This is a genomic window from Cyanobium sp. BA5m-21, from assembly GCF_024346235.1.
GTDB classification, from domain to species: Bacteria; Cyanobacteriota; Cyanobacteriia; order PCC-6307; family Cyanobiaceae; genus Cyanobium_A; species Cyanobium_A usitatum.
On sequence record NZ_JAGQCO010000024.1, the window covers coordinates 21,867 to 36,528 of the forward strand.

General features: G+C 63.4%; 7 protein-coding genes. 2 read left to right on the forward strand and 5 right to left on the reverse strand.

All coding sequences use genetic code 11. The annotated features are described in order from the left end of the window. The first annotated feature begins 48 nt into the window (after nt 1-48). Nucleotides 49-2,886, forward strand: a complete 2,838-nt coding sequence (locus KBY72_RS08770) for a valine--tRNA ligase (RefSeq protein ID WP_254932085.1) — start codon at nt 49-51, stop codon at nt 2,884-2,886. A gap of 7 nt (nt 2,887-2,893) precedes the next feature. Here KBY72_RS08770 and KBY72_RS08775 read toward each other — a convergent pair whose 3' ends face one another. From KBY72_RS08775 to KBY72_RS08785, 3 genes are read right to left on the reverse strand one after another with little or no spacing between them, the layout of a single operon-like run. Further along, entirely contained in the window at nt 2,894-3,628 is a 735-nt protein-coding gene (locus KBY72_RS08775; RefSeq protein ID WP_254993400.1) for an ATP-binding cassette domain-containing protein, read from the reverse strand. Further along, complete coding sequence (devC, locus tag KBY72_RS08780; protein ID WP_254993402.1) at nt 3,628-4,797, reverse strand: ABC transporter permease DevC; 1,170 nt, start codon at nt 4,795-4,797, stop codon at nt 3,628-3,630. The genes KBY72_RS08775 and devC overlap by 1 nt, the downstream gene beginning before the upstream one ends. Continuing rightward, nucleotides 4,794-5,864, reverse strand: coding sequence for an efflux RND transporter periplasmic adaptor subunit (locus KBY72_RS08785; RefSeq protein ID WP_254993403.1), 1,071 nt, complete (start codon nt 5,862-5,864; stop codon nt 4,794-4,796). The genes devC and KBY72_RS08785 overlap by 4 nt, the downstream gene beginning before the upstream one ends. A gap of 71 nt (nt 5,865-5,935) precedes the next feature. On the opposite strand from KBY72_RS08785, the gene KBY72_RS08790 reads away from it, so the two are divergent. After that, complete coding sequence (locus tag KBY72_RS08790) at nt 5,936-6,547, forward strand: TVP38/TMEM64 family protein (protein ID WP_254993404.1); 612 nt, start codon at nt 5,936-5,938, stop codon at nt 6,545-6,547. A gap of 148 nt (nt 6,548-6,695) precedes the next feature. Here KBY72_RS08790 and KBY72_RS08795 read toward each other — a convergent pair whose 3' ends face one another. Next, nucleotides 6,696-9,380 (reverse strand): DUF4114 domain-containing protein, encoded by a 2,685-nt coding sequence (locus KBY72_RS08795; RefSeq protein WP_254960736.1) that lies wholly within the window; start codon nt 9,378-9,380, stop codon nt 6,696-6,698. A gap of 107 nt (nt 9,381-9,487) precedes the next feature. Next, a partial coding sequence (locus tag KBY72_RS08800; protein WP_254993406.1) for a 5'-nucleotidase C-terminal domain-containing protein occupies nt 9,488-14,662 on the reverse strand: 5,175 nt, incomplete at its 5' end.

Here is a 14,662-nt window from a genome sequence, read left to right on the forward strand (position 1 = left end):
CCTTGCTCTACGGCTTAATTATCCCTGGCCTCAGCCCGTTTTGCGACCATGGCCCGAGTGCCTGCCGCCACCGCCGTGACCGAGCTGTCTGCCCCAGCCCCTGAAGCGGCCCTGCCCAAGACCTACGACCCAGTGGGCACGGAAAGCCGCTGGCAGCACGCCTGGGAGAGCAGCGGCGCCTTTCACCCGGATCCTGCGGCACCGGGTGAGCCTTTTTCTGTGGTGATTCCGCCGCCAAACGTGACCGGCAGCCTGCATATGGGCCATGCCTTCAACACCGCCCTGATTGACACGATCGTGCGCTTCCAGCGCCTACGCGGCAAAAACGTGCTCTGCCTGCCGGGCACCGACCACGCCTCGATCGCCGTGCAGACGATCCTGGAGAAGCAGCTCAAGGCCGAGGGCCAGCGCAAGGAAGATCTGGGCCGCGAGGCATTCCTCGAGAAGGCCTGGGGCTGGAAGGCGGAGAGCGGCGGCACGATTGTGGGCCAGCTGCGCCGCCTGGGCTACTCGGTGGATTGGCAGCGCGAGCGCTTCACCCTCGATGCCGGCTGCAGCGCCGCCGTGATCGAGGCCTTCAACCGTCTGCACGAGCAGGGGCTGATCTACCGGGGTGAATACCTGGTGAATTGGTGCCCGGCCTCGGGTTCGGCGGTGAGCGATCTGGAGGTGGAGATGAAGGAGGTGGATGGCCATCTCTGGCATTTCCGCTATCCCTTGACCAGCGGCGCCGGCTTCCTGGAAGTGGCCACCACCCGGCCGGAAACCCTGCTGGGTGACACGGCCGTGGCGGTGAATCCCAAGGATCCGCGCTACGCCGATCTGGTGGGCCAGACCCTCACCCTGCCCCTGGTGGGGCGACAGATCCCGATCGTGGCCGACGACCACGTGGATGCGGAGTTCGGCACCGGCTGCGTCAAGGTGACCCCAGCCCATGACCCCAACGACTTCGCGATCGGCCAGCGCCACAACCTGCCGCTAATTACGGTGATGGCCAAGGACGGCTCGATGAACGAAGCGGCTGGCCGTTTCGCCGGCTTGGATCGCTTCGAGGCTCGCCAAGCGGTGGTGGCGGCCATGGAGGCGGAAGCTTTCCTTGTGAAGGTGGAGGACTACCGCCACAGCGTGCCCTTCTCCGATCGCGGCAAGGTGCCGGTGGAGCCCCTGCTCTCCACCCAGTGGTTTGTCAAAACCGAGCCCCTGGCGGCCCGCTGCCGGGAGGCCCTCGAGAACGCCGATCCCCGCTTCGTGCCGGAGCGCTGGAGCAAGGTATATCGCGACTGGCTCACCGACATCCGCGACTGGTGTATATCCCGTCAGCTGTGGTGGGGCCACCGCATCCCCGCCTGGTTTGTGGTGAGTGAAACGGGCGGTGTGATTACCGACAACACGCCCTATGTGGTGGCCCGCGATGAGTCAGAAGCCATGGCGAAGGCGGAAGCCCAATTTGGCGGCGGCACCCACGCCCATCCCGTGGTGCTGGAGCAGGACCCCGACGCCCTCGATACCTGGTTTTCCAGCGGCCTCTGGCCCTTCTCCACTCTGGGCTGGCCTGATGCCGATGCTGCCGACCTGGAGCGCTGGTACCCCACCAGCGTGCTGGTGACGGGCTTCGACATCATCTTCTTCTGGGTGGCCCGGATGACGATGATGGCCGGAGCCCTAATGAGTGGTCGGGAAGGTTCTGGAATCCCTTGGATTCCCTTCAAAGACGTGTATATCCACGGCCTGGTGCGGGATGAACAGAACCGCAAGATGAGTAAGTCCTCTGGCAACGGCATCGACCCGCTGCTGCTGATTGAGCGCTACGGCGCCGATGCCCTGCGCTTCGCCCTGGTGCGTGAGGTGGCCGGTGCCGGCCAGGACATCCGCCTCGATTACGACCGCAAATCCGACACCTCCGCCACGGTGGAGGCCTCCCGCAACTTCGCCAACAAGCTCTGGAACGTCACCCGTTTCGCCTTGATGAACCTGGATGGCGAAACGCCGGCCGCTCTGGGCGAGCCCGATGCTGCGGCCCTGCAGCTGGCCGATCGCTGGATCCTTTCGCGCCTGGCCCGCGTCAACCGTGATACGGCTGAGCGCTATGGCAACTACGGCCTGGGCGAGGCGGCCAAGGGGCTTTATGAGTTCGCCTGGAACGAGGTGTGCGATTGGTATGTGGAGCTGATCAAGCGGCGGCTCAACCCAGGTGAAAACCCGAGCCCAGCAGCCCTTGCCGACCAGCGCACCGCCCGCGCCGTGTTGGCCAAGGTTCTTGGCGAGTTGCTGGTGATGCTGCATCCGCTGATGCCGCACCTGAGTGAGGAGCTGTGGCACGGCCTCACTGGCCAGCCAGAGAGCAGCTTTCTGGCCCTGCAGAGCTGGCCGGCGCTTGATCAGGCCGCTCTAGACGACCAGCTTGAGGCCCAGTTTGCCGAGCTGATCGAGGCGATTCGGGTGGTGCGCAACCTGCGGGCTTTGGCGGGGCTCAAGCCCAGCCAGAGCGCGCCGGTGTCGTTTGTGACTGGCCGCGCTGAGCTTGCAGCCCTGTTGCAGGAGGCCAGCCCCGACATCACGGCCCTCACCCGAGCCGAGAGCGTGGCGGTGCTTAGTCCCGAGCAGGCCGAAGCTGCTCCGGCCGCCAAGGCCCTGGCCGGCGTGAGCGGTGAGCTGCAGGTGCTGTTGCCCATCGAGGGCCTGGTGGATCTCGACGCCCTGCGCGGCCGCTTGGAGAAGGACATCGCCAAGGCTGATAGGGAGATCAAGGGCCTGGCGGGTCGCCTCGCCAATCCCAACTTTGCAGATAAGGCCCCGCCTGAGGTGGTGCTGGAGTGCAAGGCAAACCTGGCCGAAGCTGAAGCCCAGGCGGCCTTGGCCCGCAGGCGGCTGGGGGATTTGGGCTGATCTGGGCTCAGGCGCTCGCCACCAGTCGGCCGTCCTCCAGGTTCACCACTCGGTCAGCGATATCGAGGATCTTGTTGTCGTGGGTCACCATCACGATCGCGGCGCCGTGGCTGTCGGCCAGCTGGCGGAACAGGTCGACCACATCGCGACCGGAGGTCTTGTCGAGGGCTGCGGTGGGTTCATCGGCCAGCAGCAATCGGGGGCTGGGGGCCAGGGCGCGGGCGATCGCCACCCGCTGCTTCTGGCCGCCGGAGAGTTTCTCGGGGTAGTAATTCACCCGTTCCCCCAGTCCCACGTGGCCCAGCATGGCGGCGGCGCAGTCATCCATCGCCAGCCGGCCTTGCCCCAGCCAGACGGGGCTGACCTCCAGGCCGAAGCGCACGTTCTCCAGGGCCGTTAGGTAGGGCAGCAGATTGTGGGCCTGGAAGATGAAGCCGGCCTGGCGCCGCAGCCGGGTCAGGGTGGTGTTGTCGGCCTCCAGCAGCTCTTCACCCAGCACCCGCAGGCTGCCGCTCTGGGCGGCCCGCAGGCCGCCGAGCATGGTCAGCAGGGTGGTCTTGCCCGAGCCGGAGGGGCCGGTGAGGATCACGATCTCGCCGGCATGCACGGTCAGGTTGATGTCGGTGAGCACCTGCTTGGCGGTTTCCCCCTTGCCGAACCAGTGGTTCAGATGCTGCACCTCGATCCGCAGCTCGCGCCCGGTGTGATCGGGTGAGCCGGCTGCAGCGTCCAGCGGCCCCATTAGAAGATGTCGGCGGGATCGAGCCGCCGCAGCTTGCCGGTGGCCAGCCAGCCCGATCCGGCCGCCATCGTCAGGGTCAGGGCGAACACCGCAACGGCTCGCTGGGCGGTCATGGCGATCAGCAGCGAGGTGGAGTTGGCCAGCACGGCATAGAGCCCGATCGCCAGCACCAGGCTGGGCACGAAGGCCAGGGCAGCCAGCAGCACCGATTCCTGCACGATGATGCCGACGACGAAGCGATCGCTGTAGCCCATCGCCTTCATCGTGGCGTATTCCGGCAGGTGATCACTGACGTCGGAATAGAGAATCTGGTAGACGATGATCGCGCCGACGATCAGGCCCACCAGCACCCCCAGGTTGAAGATCAGACCGAAGGAGGTGTTGTTGCGCCAGTGGTCCACCTCCACCGCCTCCAGCTGCTGGAGGGTGAGCACCTTCACCGAGGGATCGAGGAAGCTCTCCAGGGTGGCCTGCACCCGCTGCGGGCTCACGCCCGGTTGCAGCTGGATCACGCCGAGCTGGATGTCATCACTGCTCTGATCGGGGAACCAGGTTTTGAAGTTGCTGGCCGAAGTCAGCAGGTTGATGTCGGCGGCGAAGGTGAGGCCCATGGTGAACAGGCCGTTGACCACGGCCCGCTTGCCGCGCAGTTCGGTGTCGTAGTAGCCGTCTTTGGCCACGATCCGGGCCACCGGGCCGGCCGCCTTCTTGGAGAGGGTGTCGAAGAACAGGCCATCGGGACGCAGCAACTTGCCGCGATCGGCCTCCAGTTCGGGGATGCGTAGGGCTGGATTCTCCGGCGCCAGACCAAAAATCAGGGCCTGCTTTTTCTCGCGACTGTCGCGGTTCAGCCAGTCGGTCTTGCCGATGTACAGCGGTGTCACCGCTTCCACCCCCTGCACCCCCAGGGCCTGCATCAGGCGGCTGCGCGGCAGGTTGAGCGGTTCGCCCAGGTTGGTGTAGCGGCGGCTCACCATCACCAGCTCGCCATTGAGGCGTTGCAGCGGCCGCTTCTGGCTGGCGTACAACCCGCTGGCCAGCCCCAGCTGGAAGAACACCAGCACGTTGGCGAAGCTCACTCCGGCAATGGCGGCGAGCAACCGCATGGGCCGATGGCTGGTCTGACGCCAGGCCAGGGGCGTGCGGCGCAGCGCGGCGAACGGGTTCATGGCGCGCCACTCAGGACGCGATCCCGGGCCGCCTTCTGGTCAGCCTGCTGGGCCGCGGTCAGCGGGGCGAACAGCACATTGACCTGCAGGTAGTTCAGATGGCTGGCGAGGGCCGACTCCTGCGGGGTAAGGCCGATCTTCACTTCCAGCACTCGCCGGTCCAGGTTCTCGCCGGCCTGGCCACTGAACACGGTCTGACGGCTGACCTCCCGGGCAATCTCCACCACCTGGCCCTCCACCTTGCGGCCCTTGAAACCATCCGCACTGAGGCTGGCCTTCTGACCCAGGGCGATCATCGGCCGATCGCTCTGATAAACCTCGGCGATCACGCCCATGCGGCTGCTGTCGCCCATTTCCAGCAGGCCATCCTCACCAACCTTGTCGCCGGGGCGGGCATGCACCTTGAAGACGGTGCCGGAGAACGGCGCCAGCACTGTGGCCTTGGCCCGTTCGGTCTTGTCCTTGTCCAGGGAGGCCCGGCTGGAACGCAGATCCTCCACCAGGGTTGCCTTGGTGGCGATCGCTTCGGCCAGCTGGGCCTTGGCGCTGCTTTCGTCAGCCTGCAGCTTTTCGACCCGGTTGGCGCTGGTTGCCCCTGCGGCGAACAGTTGCTCGGCTCGGCGTGCCTCGGCACTGGCCTGGCCCAGGTCGGCCTTGTAGCGGGCGATGACGCTGTCCTGGGCGGCCAGCTTGCTCTCGGCCACGCGGATCTCCGCCTCGGATTTGCGCACACTGCTCTCCAGGGTGTCGATGCTTTCGAGCACCGCCAGAGGTTGGCCTTTACGCACCTCCTGGCCTTCCTTCACCAGGATCTCCCGCACCCGGTCATTGCTCAGGGAACTGGGCACCGACACCTGGCTGATGCCGCCCAGGGGCTCGATCCGGCCCAGGGCGGACACCTGGCGGGGCAGCAGCGGTACGGCCTTCCGCGCTTCGACCTGCTTCTGCTGGCGTTGCTGCCACAGGCGAGTGCCGAGGCCGGCAAGCAGCACCAGGGCGAGCAGGGCTGCCACCATCGGCCAGGGTCCACGGCCCCCCTTGCGACCCGTGGGACTGGGCATGGTCATCGTTGGATGTGTCCTCGCCTGGGCCGGTTATAGGGCGCCGGGCTGGCTCTGCCCACCGCTACGGTTCGTTCATGGATGGATCGGCACTGCTCGACCTGCTGCTGCCCGCCCTGCGTTCCCCCCTCGGTGCCCTGGCGTTCGTGCCGCTCTATGCGCTCTGGGTAACCCTGTTGCTGCCGGGGGTATGGGCTTCGATGCTGGCTGGCGCCCTGTATGGCACCTGGTGGGGCAGCTTGATCGTGTTTGTAGGGGCCTGCCTGGGGGCCGAGGCCGCTTTCCTGCTCGGTCGCACCTGGATGCGCAATTGGGCCCGCCGGCGGCTGGCGGTGGTGCCGAAGCTCCTGGCGATCGAGCAGGCGGTGAGCCGGGAGGGGCTGAAGCTGGTGCTGCTCACCCGCCTCTCGCCGGCCTTTCCCTTCTCCCTGCTCAATTTCGCCTATGGCCTTAGCGAGGTGAGCCTGCGCGACTACTCCATTGGCTTGATCGGCATCCTGCCCGGCACGATCCTGTTTTGCGGCCTGGGCGCCTTGGCCGGTGATGTGGCCCGCTTCGGCGAAGTGCTCTCCGGCGAGGCCGATGCCGGCACCTGGGCCCTGCGCATAGGCGGCCTGCTGGCCACCGTCGCCAGCGTTTGGTTGGCTGGCAAGGCGGCGCAGCGGGCGCTGGGTAATCGTGACGCGTGATCTAGCCGAAGCCGGCTTGCTCGAGTAAATCGAAGGTGTATTGGTGGAGGGTGAGCATTAGATGCTCTCCGGACCACAGCCCATGTGCTGCGGTCCGGCGCGGTAAGGCCCTCACGGCCGACCTTAGGGAATAACAGATTCGCCCATATTAAGCAACATTAGAAAAGTTAAATCCGATCACCATATCGTCGTAATCTTTATCACCGCCGCCGACAATATCTTCAAGGCCGAATAGGTTGTTGCCAAGCGAACGGAAGTGGCTGAGGCCATCGGTGTTGGCCCCGCCGAATGCAAAGAAGGTATTGCCATTCACCTGCGCGAATGGTGCCAGGAAGGTACCGCCCGTGACGCCGCTGAAGCTGCGGCTGGTGCTCTGGTTATCGGCAACGGTGAGATTGCCGAGCTGGCCGATGAGGTTGTCCGTGCGCAGGGCGGCGGCGCTGTAGCCGCTGTCACCGGGCCTGAAGCGGGTGATGGAGTCGGCCCCAAGCACGGTGCCTGCGGCATCGAGGGTGCGGTAGAAGCCAGCGACGGAATTGAAATCGGCTTCGCGGCCAAAAGCCACTGTGCCGCTGAGTCTCTGGGCGGCGGTGAAGGCGCTGAGATCTAAAACGGGTGCCTGCCCCTGGGCCTGGCTGATCAGGGCATTGAGGCCTGGATCGTTTGGCAGCAGGTTGAGGGAGAAACGTACGCCGCTGGTAGAGCTGAAGGCAACCTGGCCGTTGGCGAAGTCCCCGGACGTGAACAGGCTGAAACGGCTGTCGGCCAGGCTGGTGAGTTGGTCAATGCTCGCGTCTTGAACCTCGAAGAAGCGGATGCTCTGGCCGTTGATCAGTTGGATGTCCCGATCGAAGGAGCTGCCGGCTGGGAGGGTGACATCTGTGCTCTCCAGACTGGAAAACAGGGTGCGAGCACGGCCGCGCAGCCAGGTGAGATCAGCAAGCAGGGCAGCAGAGTTAGGGACTTCTGAGGCGTTGATCACCACATAGCCAATCTCGTTGGAGCTACTGGCGCGACTGGAGAGTGCGGCACGGAGGCTTACGGATGCGGGTGCGGCATTGGTGGGATCGCCGATGGTGACGGTGCCGGAGCCGGCGTTGGAGAACCGAAGATTGGTGAGGTCGACGAAACCGGCGACAGAGGGATCATCGATGAACCCATTGGCTAGTCGATCTTTGTCGCCATAGCCGCCGTCAATGAGGCTGAGTGCCAAGGAATCAGCGGTGCCGTCGTTGTTGAAGTCGAGGAAACGTGCGCCGGCGCCGGTGATCGGGTCGTAGGTGAGGGGCGAGATGGCTCCAGCGCTGTTGACGGCGTAAAAGAGGAGCTTGCGATCCGCTCGCCGGGCACCGGAGGGATTGGTGAGCTGGGGCAGGAGGTCTGCCGCCGCCAGTTCGAGAAGGGCATTGACGGAGGCACTGGTGCCTCGATCGACCCTTAGCTGGAAATCAAGCCCTGTTCCATTGCGAGTGATCCCGAGCTCAGCCAGCGAGGTGAGGCCAGAAGCGTTGATGCCGAGGTTGCTGATGACCGAGAGGTTGGTGCCTGCAACGAGATCGGCGTTGTTGATGCTGACCGTGATCGGTCTGACATCGCCGTTGGGAAGGGTGACCGAAACGATGGTGCTGACGGTATTGATTCCGGGCACCTCATTGATATCGGTGATGGCCAGCGAGTAATTAGCACTGAGGGGAGTGCTACCAGCCAGTGCCGGATCGACGACACGGACCGTGAGGGCGTATGAGGTTTTGGCCTCGAAGTTCAGAGCAATGCCGGCCTTGAGGAACAGGGCGGCGCCGACCACCTCGAAGCTGGCGGCATCGGGGCCGGAGAGGCTGATCACATTGGTGCCGAGGTTGTCATCGGCGATGACGATGTCAGCGACCTTGATGCGGCTGGCGGTGCTGGTGTTTTCGGCCAGGGATGGGGTGATGTTGGCCAGACTCAGCGCGGTGGGCGCAACGTTGATCAGGATCAGCTGGGGAGAGAACACCGCGGCGGCTTTGCCGTCACTGAAGGCCAGTTGCAGGTCGATGCTGGCCAGCTGCTCTGCGGTGAGATCAAGCGGAGCGGTGGCCCTGAGGGTGGTACCCGAGGTGGTGATCCATTCGGGGCCCTTTACTTTCAGCAGCTGCAGAGTCTCGCCATCAAGATCGGTGCCATAGATACTGAGATCACTGGTGATCTCAGTCCCACTCCCGAGCTCGAGGATGACGGGTCCGGCTTTCAGCTCCGGTGCGGAGTTGATTGACACATTGAGACCTCGCAGCAGCGCTTTCACTTCGGCCCACTCGCCTGAGGGGGCCACCCCGTCGATCAGCAGTTCGTCGATACCTGGCTCGTAGTCAAGAATCTGTAGGGAGCCGGTACTGCCTGGATTAGACGAATCGATCAGGAAGTTGTCGCGCTCACGGTCCACCAAGGCCGTGAAGGGGGAGAGGCCGAAGGTCCCGGCGCCGGATAAGAGTTGACCGCCGATGATCCGATCATTAACCGGGCGCAGGAACAGCAGGTCGGCGCCGATCCCTCCTACCAGCCCGTTCTCGCCTTGGCTGTCGGTGTTGAAGAGCGTGTCGTCGCCGCCAGAGCCATCGATCAGTGAACCGACCCCGGCGAAGATACGGTCGCCAGCGTCCGAACCCAGAACCGCTACATCGGCCAGCTGAACGCCGGCCCGAGGCAGGGTTCCGAAATCGGCAGGGTCGAGCAGGGTCTGGTCGCCGGCGGTGTCGACCGCCAGGCCGAACACCAGATCCAGTTCGCTCCAGTCAGGCTGCCAGGTGATCTTCGGCGTTGATGCGGGCTCGTTGTTGCCGCTGGAAGAGACTGCCATGGTCCTGAGTATTCAACGGTCGGATGGGCAAATAAATGCTTCGTTATCTCCTGAGTGGAGACAAAAAAGCCGGTCCCCTCAGCTGAGGGGACCAATTGCGGGTGCGATCAGGCCAGACCAGCGAAGTTGGTCTGGTTGTTGAGGCTGGCGGCGCTCACGTTGGTGAAGTGGCCAACGGCTGTGCCAGTAACACTCAAGAGAGTGTCGGTACCCACCTGGGTGAAGCTGAGGTCAGCGAAGGCAACTCCCCGCAAGCCCACCAAGTCTTCACCGGCCTTGAAGTCCATCACGAACTGCTTAGCACCAGGCTTATCACCAGGTGCGCTAATCAGCCAGAACTGGTCGGAGCCAGCACCACCGTTGAGGTAGTTGGTGCCGGCACCATCAAGGATGTCGAACTTGTCGTTGCCTTCGCCGCCAAGGGCGCGGTTGCCCATGGTGCCGATGACGAAGTCGTCGTCGCCGCCATTGCCGCTGAGGCGGTTGCCATTGCCGCCGGTGGCCCAGATCTGATCAGCGTCGCCGCCGCCGGTGATCACATCGCGGCTACCGGCGTAGATGATGTCGGCGCCGGAGCCAGTGAAGATTGTGTTTGCAGAACCAGCAAGGATTTCAATGTCCACGCTGTCTGCGCCGGCGCCGGTGAACAGCACATCTCCTTTGCCGTCGAAGCCCTGAAGCTTGATGGCATCGGAACTGAATGTGTCATCGGCTCCGGTTGTACCGAGCTTCACATCAATCACCTCATCCGTGCGCACCGCCAGGTTCTGCAGCCGCAGATCCTGAGCCGCGGCTGTTTCGGGTTGGTTGTAAGCCTTGCTGGCCGTGGCGTGATTTGCCTTCAGATACTCAGCCAGGGCATCCTGTTCGGTGCCATCGCCACTGAATTTCGCTGCACCGGTGAGGGCTGCGGTGGGATTGAAGAGGTCAACGCGGTTGGCAGCAGCATCGGTGGGGAATGGATAGCTGTCGCCACCGCTAGCAAGGAAGTTGAGCGTCACCATCCGGAACGTGCGGGTTGCATCACCCACTAGGGCGCCGGCTCGAACCACCACATCCAGGTCATTGCCCTGGCTGTCCTGAACGGCCAGGTTGAGGATGCGGCTGCCGGCCGGCTTGGTGAGATCGAAGCTGAAGGCCAGGCCGCCCACCTGGGGGAAGCGTCCCTGGTTGGGGTACAGGGCAATGCCGTGCTCGAGCAATTCCTTGAGCTTGCTGGCGCTCACGGTCACCAGGGAGAGGCTGTTGTTGAACCGCAGCGAGTTCTCGATATCGAGGGTGGACACACCGCCCTCAGGCTTATTGGCTGAGGGATTGGGGAGGGTGGGTTCCTTGGCCCCGCTCACCACATCGACCGAGCCGATCTGGGAGCGGATGCCGCCACCGTTCTTGAGGGAGATCACAACCGATCGGTCGATGCTCTGCGCGTAGGAGAGGTTGGCGTCAGCGGTGAGATCACCGAGGTTGGTTTCCTCTGAGCGCACGAAGGCCCGCTCACCTTCGAGGTAGACATCGGAATAGCCCCACACCTCGCCATCTTTACTGGCGATCACGGCCTGTACGGCATCGGTGAGATCTTGCACGTTCTCGGCCTTGGTGCCGTCCGCAAAGGCGGTGGTGGCAAGCTCGGCTTCGGTCACGTTCCAGGCCTTTGCCACATTGGCGGCGGTGGCGGCATACGCACCGCTCACCAGAGGATCAATGCTGGAAGGGATGATGCGGCCCTGAGCATCGAAATCCACCACCAATCGGCCGAGATAGGTGTACTCGTTATCGGTATTCACGATCAGCGTCTTGCCGCCATCAGCACCGGTTGCAACTAGCGGATAGGTGTCGGCGAAGTTGCCAGCATGGCCAGGGAAGGCGACAGCCTGATCGTTGCTGTCTCCTAGGCGCGTGTTGGAGCCCCCAGCCAGGATGATGTCCACACCGCGCAGCAGCGGAGCCAGGGCCTTCTCGTTGCCGAGCTGCTGTAGGTGGGCCATCAGGATCACCTTGTTGACCCCTTGGGAGATCAGGTCGTCGATCACCGGCTGCAGCTGGCTGGCCAGCAGGGCCATGTCGTCGATCTCTGAGCCATCGCCGTTGAAACCCTTCACTTCCACCCCACCGGTGGAGCTGATCTTTTCGAGGATCTGGGTGGTGGCAGCCACCAGGCCGATCTTCTCGCCGTTTTTGGTAACCACGGCCGAGGGCACGATCTTGCCCTTCTGGGCAGAGGCTTCCTCAAGACCCGCCGTGGCGGTGGTGTTGGTGAACCGCGGGTTCAGATCCGCATCGCCGCTGAAATCGAGGTTGGCTGACATGTAGGGGAATTGGGCCCCCACCCAGCCTGAGCCTGGTGTGAAGCTGTCCCGGAATACCCGCGAGCCCAGGTCAAACTCATGGTTGCCGATCGTGGAAGCTTCCACACCGATCAGGTTGTGGATGGCGATGTCCACCGCAGCGATTGGAAGGTTGCCGGTGATGGTGGAGCCGGTTACGGCATTGAGCTCATCGCGCACGCTGATGTCTGTGCCGCCGTTCAGGAAGGGGCCTGGGATGAAGTTGTCGCCACCGGCCAGGATCAGGGTGTTGGCATAGGTGTTGTCAAATCCATCAACAAGGCCTGCGAGGTAAGGCGCCGTCTGGGACGCCAGCAGGCCGGCTTCCCCATCGGCGAGGTGCAGAAGTTGCAGGCGATAGGGGATCGGGAAGTCCACCACCGACACCACATCGTTGCCCTCACTGGAGGCAATCACGCTGCGGGCGGCGTTGGTGGCGGTGGTGAGGAAGGTGATCCCCTCAATCCGCTGGGCACCGGGGAAGATCATCGGATCCACGGCCACTGCGGCATAGGGATTCGAAACATCAAAGATCGCCGCCATGCTGGTCGTGGTGCGCTCCAGGGCCACGAAGGCGTAGGTGCTGCCGTTGATGGTGAACACCTCCACCATTTCGGGCTCGACACCCTTGGCATCTTCACGATCGTTGACCGGATAGAGACCACGAGCATTGGCGAGATCCTCGAGGGCAACTCCCGAATCCCAGGCAACATTTCCTTTGGAATCGAAGATTCTCAGGGAGCGGGAACCGGTCACATAGGCCTGGTCGATGATGCCGTCGCGATCGAGATCGCCGGTGTTGGTGAGGATGTTGAGCCTTTGGGCATTGGCAGCAACCAGACCCGCTTTCTGTTCGGTGGTTGCGCTAGCTGCCGCGGTAAGAAGGGCTGAAACGCGGCTGGTTTCGTCGGGATTGAGAAAATCGTTCCTGTCGTCGCCTTCGCCAGCGGCGAGAATGAAATTTTCACCGTTGTAGACGATGGTGGCTAGGCCATCGGGCATTACAAGGCCGTAGACATCGCGGTTCGTGGCAGGGGTATATCCTCCATTCGCATTGTCTTCGGTATCCACTGCTGGATTGCTGAAGCTCACCACAGTGAAGGCGTTGCCGTTAGCTCCTTCGGTGCCGAAGTCGTTGTCGTAGTTGATGACGACCGAGCCGTCGTCGCGCAGGGTGAGGCCTTCGGGTTTGTCGTAGGCCAGGCTTCCACCCACCGAAGGCAGGTTGAACAACTCCACTTTGTTCACCAGCGTTATGCCGGCGGCTGCCAGGCGGTCAGCGCTGGAGGCGGAATAGACGCCATTCACCAAGGTAAGGCTGTTGTCGAGCAGCTCTGGGCTGGCTACGCCAATGGCGTCAGCCCATGTGGCTGTGCCGGCGGGTGAAGCCTTAGCGGTCACCATGACGCTGAGCTCGCCGATTTCCACCTGGCTGGTGGGAGTGGTGACTGCTTTGTGGATCTGATCAGCGATCAGGAAGTAGCTGTACTTGGTGGTGTCGTAACCGCTGACGCCAGTGAGGAAGGAGGAGATATCAACGATGCCGGAAGACTCTTCGTCCTGGGTGATCGCTCCAGCGCCTGTGAACAGAGCCGGATTGTGCTGGGCCAGCTCGACCAGGGTGTCGGTGGAAGGGTTGTAACGCCAGATCTTGGCGAGGCGTGCATTATTGCCGGGGTCTTCCTGCAGCAGGATCGAGCCGTCATCGGCCACGGTCATGTTGTCGAGCATGACCTGGCCTTCGCTGCCGTTGAGCAGCATCTTCACGGTGCCGCCCAGCTCAGGATTGGCGGGATTGGTGAACTCCAGGGCCCAGAGGCGGCTGGCGCTTGTGCTGGTGGCGGTGGTGACGAAGTAGAAGGATTTGCCGTCTTTGCTCCAGGCGCCATCTTCTGGCCGCAGCCAGTTGGTGACACCAGCAGCAATGCTTTCGGTGTTGAGCTCGGCGCCGGTCTTGGCCTTCACATCGCCGAGGTTGACGAGTTCAAAGGTGCCGACGCCGCTGCCATTCAGGCCGAGACCGGTGGCATTGGGGCTGGCCAGGTCGCCCACCTCGGTGTTGGTGGTGCCAGTGGAGTTGACGCGGACGCCGTAGGTAATGCCACCGGCGAGGCCGGCCTGCTGGACGGCGTTGCCAGTGGTGGCCTTGTTGCCGACGTAGACGTAGACCTGGCCGTTGGTGCTGGTGTCATCGAGGCTGACGACGACGGTTTTGTCCTGGGCAATGGGGTTGGCAACAACGTTCTCGAACGAGAGGTTGCCGAGGCTTGCCACCTCATACACCTTGCCAGCATCAGTGCCGTCGAGCACGTGGGCAAAAGCACGGCCTTCAGCTCCGGCCTCTTCGCCGGAGAGGAAGATGCGACCGGCGTAGCCGTTGGTGCCGTTGCGGAAGGCGGTGGCTGCGGCTAGGTCTGCTGAGCAGAAGCGGTTAAACGCGGTGGTGGTGCCACTGGTCCAGGTGGTGCCGTCGGCGCTGGCGAGGAAGAGATCGTTTGCAGAGGCGAGGAAGTCCTTGCCGCTGATCACGGCAAGGGTGGCTTTGTCGATCGTGAGATCCGACACATAGGCGCCCTTGGAGCCATGGGCCCGCACATCGCCGGCGGTTTCGCGAAGTTCATGGGTCACCAGCACCCGCAGGGTGCCATCACCGTTGTCGGTAACGCCAATGCCATCGGGGATGCCGTTGAAGCGATAGCCGTTGTTGCCCTGTTCGCCGGCATCAATGACTTCGCGGAATACGGCGCGACCTTCTGTACCAACCAGGAACGTTTGCGTTGGCAGGGCCGTTTCTGGAACGATCTGCTGCTTGGCATCGGCCTTGGCAGTGGCCATGACGCTGAGCTCGCCGATTTCCACCTGGCTGGTGGGAGTGGTGACTGCTTTGTGGATCTGATCAGCGATCAGGAAGTAGCTGTACTTGGTGGTGTCGTAACCGCTGACGCCAGTGAGGAAGGA